Here is a 4,441-nt window from a genome sequence, read left to right on the forward strand (position 1 = left end):
AATGGAGACTTATCATGTAGTCAAAAGCATGCCTCAATGCCAGCGGTTGAACAAAAATTATCAGACTGTCTATTAAGACGCATCTGAGCGTGCAATGTGCCCTTGAAAAAAACAGTTTTTTGCAGGAAACTGTATAACTGGTCTATTTCACAGACCCACGGTTAGTGTATTGGTTACCAGTTACCGGTTTCTTCAATAGCAGAAAGCATTGACCATTCACCATTGACCATTGACCATAAAAAAACCCGGCAAACTGAAGCTGCCAAAGCAACTCAATTTACCAGGTCTTATCATTCTTGTTAACTTTTCAACTTATTAACTCATTTCATTATACCAGCAAGGTTAAATTGCGATGATAGTTTGTATAGCCGATATACCCATAGCCATTGGTTGTACGGGCATAGGCCTGCACAATAAAGCTGTAAGCGCATTGAATGGGCGGCCGCCAGTTGGCAGGTGCGGTAGGCACTGCAAAGTTCAATACCCCGGCCCAGTTGGTTCCAGGCGGAACGGCAGTTTCGTACTGCTGGCTGTAAATAGCCACTGACTGGTTCTCGCCATAGGTTGCACTAAAGCTCCACGAAAGCAGGTTGCCTTCAGGATCGTTGGCCGTAACATTAAAAGTAAGGCCATCAGCGCCAGGTCCTATATTTTCAATAGCGCAGGCAGTTACTTCAGTAGCGCCATGTTTTATACTGTTGATATTCACATTGGGCACATTGTTATCGATGTACAATGTCAACACCTGCGGTGCAGAAGCAACCGGCGTAACGCCATCGGCTTTAAAGAACTCCACTTTGAATCTATGCAAACCGGTATCCATGCCATAGGTGGAGAATTGTATCAACAGGTCATCAATGGAGTATTCTGCAGCTGGATTCAGAAGGGTATATTGTTTATTCAAATCGGCCGAGAAAGATTCCGGTACATAGTTCATGCCCGTCCAACGATAATTACTCCACGCAGAAACCAGTGGCAGAAAGGTAGCGCTGCCAGGCACTGCATGCAGAATACGATATTTATGTGCTCCTATCCCAACAAGAGCAGTAACATTTACGCGGTTAGCAATAAAGTTCAACACCCCGCCAAAAGCGGCATTATGCGCCTCAATAAAATAACCAGCGGTGGTGGTGGCGCGACCGGTAGCCGCGTTCAATACCGAAGCCGATGTTGGTATAAGTCCAACGGTGCCAATAATGGTTCCTAACAAAGTTGGATTGGGCGCTGGTTTGCGGGCAAAATACAGCTTCGTTAAATTGGAGAAATTCTGAAAGAAGTTGGCGGGAAAATCTGTGGTAAAAGCAGGGTTGGTAGAACTTACCCGGAAACCAAAATAGGTAAAGGGCAATCCCAACAGGGAGAACAGACTGGCGTTTATCTCCGTTAACGAGATCTTGAATTTCCAAATGCGGTGCGGAGTGGATGATTTGGGTGAAGGGCCATATTCAACACGGCTTTTTGATTCCGGTGGTTCAGAAATGCCTGTCCAGGTGCCGGGTCCCAGGTATTTTTGAATACCCATTTTATTAGGGAAGCCGGGAAACAAACCATAGTTCACATCTTTGTTGGCCGAGATGCCCTTATTCTCATCTACATCAAAACTGAGCCAGTAATAATCATTGGTCCCGAAATCGTTTCCGGTATCGGCCACTACATCGAGGACCATGTACAGGAATTTAGCGTCGTTTTTGGCATACACCCAGCCATTTGGAAATTGAAATTCACCCGCATTATTCCAGGCACTGTCCATAATGGAAGTGGTGGGTTCAATGGGCGTTTCAGTCCACTTACTAAACAATGCAGTAACTGCAGTAAAAATAGGCGGTAGGGAGATGCTCTCTTCAGTAAGCATAAAAGTGAGATTTAATGTTGGTTATTGACAATGGTTATAAAACATGTTGGTAGCCCTTCATGCAACTGTTACAGTATGTTGTGTGGTTGGGTATTCCCGGGAAACAGGGAGATACGGATCATGCTACTTGAATTGCCATTAACCTTAGGAGGGATTACTTACGTGGTTAGAACGAAGATGCATGATTTAACTGGATCGTGCACCCGTAATACACCTGAAAAGAAAACGTAATACTACGGGATTTTGGTGGAAGAACATCAACGTGGAAAGTTTTTGATTTTGATCATGTTTTTGTAAGGAAGTCGACAGTAATCGATTAATAATAGGACTCGTTTGTATTTTAGAACATCACACACACAACAACTACACTATAAGAGGGGGCACTTGAGCAAGTAATAACGCGCTTAATTTCTTTACATTTTTTGTAAACTTTTTGTACCTTTATGTATATAATTGAAGTGTGTAGTGGCGTTTGCAAAAAGGCCGTTATTAACCAGGTAGAACCTATAGATTTTGCAACCCTTACCAAATCGAGATACTTTTTTACCTGGAAACTATTAAGGCAAACTGCCACCATTTACAAGTTGCAAATTGACGGCAATGATGATATTTTAGGCGTTATGGCATTGGTAGATCATCCTGCAGAAAAAAGAATAGAAATTAAGCTAATTGCCAATTCGAGAGAAAACCAGGGAAAGTTTAAGCAATACGATAGAATTGCCGGTTGCCTGATTGCTTTTGCCTGCCGGCTGTCTGCTGATAAGTATTCGGAAGGTGCCTGCGTGTCATTAGTCCCAAAGACTACATTGGTCAATCATTACAAGCAAAAGTATCATATGATCTATGGCGGATGGCAATTGTATTTAGAAAGTGATGCATTACAAATGATAATAAAAAAATATGTTGCATGAACTACAAAAGACTTTATAAAAAACTATTAAAGGAACATGGGCCTGAGGAATTAGTCAATGGTTTTGTATTTCCCGTTAAGCTTACAGCGAAACAACAAAAAGAAGCAGCAGAGCAATTGGCTGCTGCCCGTAAAAAAACGCAAGCAGAGATGACAGAGGAAACCAAAAATTCTCTGCGGCTATATCATTTAAGATTTCGAATAGAAGATTACCTCGATAGTAAGGAAGGATTCAATCCTGAATTCACATTTGGTTTCTTTCTCAAAAGATATGTTGAGTTACTTGAAAAGAAAAGGAAAGATTTTGCCGAAGAGATCAGTATTGATGAAACTTTGTTAAGCCAATTAATCAACAATCACCGGATGCCCCCTGATTATATTACCATCAGGCTTGAGATCCATTCAAACAATATCATTCCCGCCACCTATTGGATCAGGTTGGTTGAAAAACAACGATTACACGAGATTTCTACTAATGAGGAATTGAGGAAAAAAGAAAAAAAGTTTGTTACTGCTATGATAACAGAAAAACAATTGGCTTAATAAGGTCATTCTATCCCATACACCGAACACACCGCATCCTGCCCGGTATAGTTAGGCCCCACTTCATCATTGGCCCCTTTATAGATAAGTGAGAAATCAATCTGCCGAGCGCCTTTACATTCCAAATCCGGGTGCGACGGTTATATTGAACGTCGTGCTTCTTAAAACAATGCAGCAGGTAATCCTCCGTGTCTATATTTTCAATTTGAATATTGCTCAGGTCAAGATTGGCAATGAATACGCCTTCCGGTGTTAATCTTTCAAAAACTGATGCGAGCACTTTTATTTTGTCGCCAATATAATGCAGACCACGTACGCAGGTGATAAGATCAAATTGTACTATGGATGACCAATCGACCAGTGACCTTACTTCAAAATCAACGCAGGTTATATCCCGTGAGATTGTTTGAAAGGCATCTACCAGGTCAATACCCTTTAAAGTGGCTTTATCCTGCAACCCTTTGCTTAAAAGCCATTCTCCGGTTTGAATAAGTGCTTTACCCTGTCCACAACAAAGGTCCAGCCATTTTACCTGGCCGTATTGTTGGATGTGCTTTTCAAGAAATTCCTCCGGTCTGAACTTCAACTCCTTTTCATAACTATTCACCCCACTGGCATTGCGCTCGCGGTTCATTTTTGAATTGGCTACCACCCATGACCAGATCAATTCGTTTTCAGCGAGTAGTTTCATGTTAAATAGATTCTAATTCCCAAACAGATCCCCTGACTGATACCCTTTATTAAATTCACTCGCCACGGCCTTCTGGTCTTTTAAATTACCGGTTTCATCAATATGCTGCACCATTATTCCTTCGGCATCCAGCACCTTGCCAATCAACCTGCTTCTGTGGCATTCGGAGGGCTTTCGTTCACTGCACATGATGGCCACGTTAATATCTTTATTGTACGCTGTTTTCAACCGCTCAATACCCCTCTTAAAAAAGTCTTTTGTTTTTAAAATGTCATAGTCAACTTTTCCCTGGCGATAACAGGATGCATCGATTGGCCGCCCTCCTATCTCATCTCCCATAAAAACATACCTGACCCCATTTTGTTCCAGGAACGTTTTCAATGCATCCTTGCTGAACTGTGGATGAAATTTGGAATAGGGTATTGACCGGGCATCAATGAGGTAT

Annotated in this window: 5 protein-coding genes; 2 read left to right on the top strand and 3 right to left on the bottom strand. The window is 42.0% G+C overall.

The window, feature by feature from the left end:
• Positions 1–328 precede the first annotated feature (328 nt).
• Positions 329–1,852 carry a hypothetical protein gene (locus tag ACJ751_RS03340; RefSeq protein ID WP_407743955.1) on the bottom strand — a complete coding sequence of 508 codons (1,524 nt, stop codon included), beginning with the start codon at positions 1,850–1,852 and terminating at the stop codon, positions 329–331.
• 443 nt (positions 1,853–2,295) lie between these two features.
• Here ACJ751_RS03340 and ACJ751_RS03345 point away from each other — a divergent pair, with 443 nt between their 5' ends.
• Positions 2,296–2,763, top strand: a complete 468-nt coding sequence (locus ACJ751_RS03345; protein WP_407743956.1) for a hypothetical protein — start codon at positions 2,296–2,298, stop codon at positions 2,761–2,763.
• Positions 2,760–3,305, top strand: coding sequence for a hypothetical protein (locus tag ACJ751_RS03350; protein ID WP_407743957.1), 546 nt, complete (start codon positions 2,760–2,762; stop codon positions 3,303–3,305). Before ACJ751_RS03345 ends, ACJ751_RS03350 begins: the two co-directional genes overlap by 4 nt.
• Before the next feature lie 10 nt (positions 3,306–3,315).
• Here ACJ751_RS03350 and ACJ751_RS03355 read toward each other — a convergent pair whose 3' ends face one another.
• The gene (locus ACJ751_RS03355; RefSeq protein ID WP_407743958.1) at positions 3,316–3,996 is read right to left on the bottom strand and encodes a methyltransferase domain-containing protein; all 681 of its coding nucleotides are present in this window, start codon (positions 3,994–3,996) and stop codon (positions 3,316–3,318) included.
• Between the two features lie 12 nt (positions 3,997–4,008).
• Positions 4,009–4,441, bottom strand: a 433-nt coding sequence (locus ACJ751_RS03360) for a DUF488 family protein (RefSeq protein WP_407743959.1), incomplete at its 5' end; no start/stop codon positions are given.

Source organism: Niastella sp., from assembly GCF_045805085.1.
In the GTDB taxonomy this organism is placed as follows: Bacteria; Bacteroidota; Bacteroidia; order Chitinophagales; family Chitinophagaceae; genus Niastella.

What these genes read in the sequence shown, in the direction of transcription:
- ACJ751_RS03340 (WP_407743955.1), bottom strand. Translation starts at nt 1,852, where the DNA reads ATGCTTACTGAAGAGAGCATCTCCCTACCGCCTATTTTTACTGCAGTT.
- ACJ751_RS03345 (WP_407743956.1), top strand. Translation starts at nt 2,296, where the DNA reads ATGTATATAATTGAAGTGTGTAGTGGCGTTTGCAAAAAGGCCGTTATT.
- ACJ751_RS03350 (WP_407743957.1), top strand. Translation starts at nt 2,760, where the DNA reads ATGAACTACAAAAGACTTTATAAAAAACTATTAAAGGAACATGGGCCT.
- ACJ751_RS03355 (WP_407743958.1), bottom strand. Translation starts at nt 3,996, where the DNA reads ATGAAACTACTCGCTGAAAACGAATTGATCTGGTCATGGGTGGTAGCC.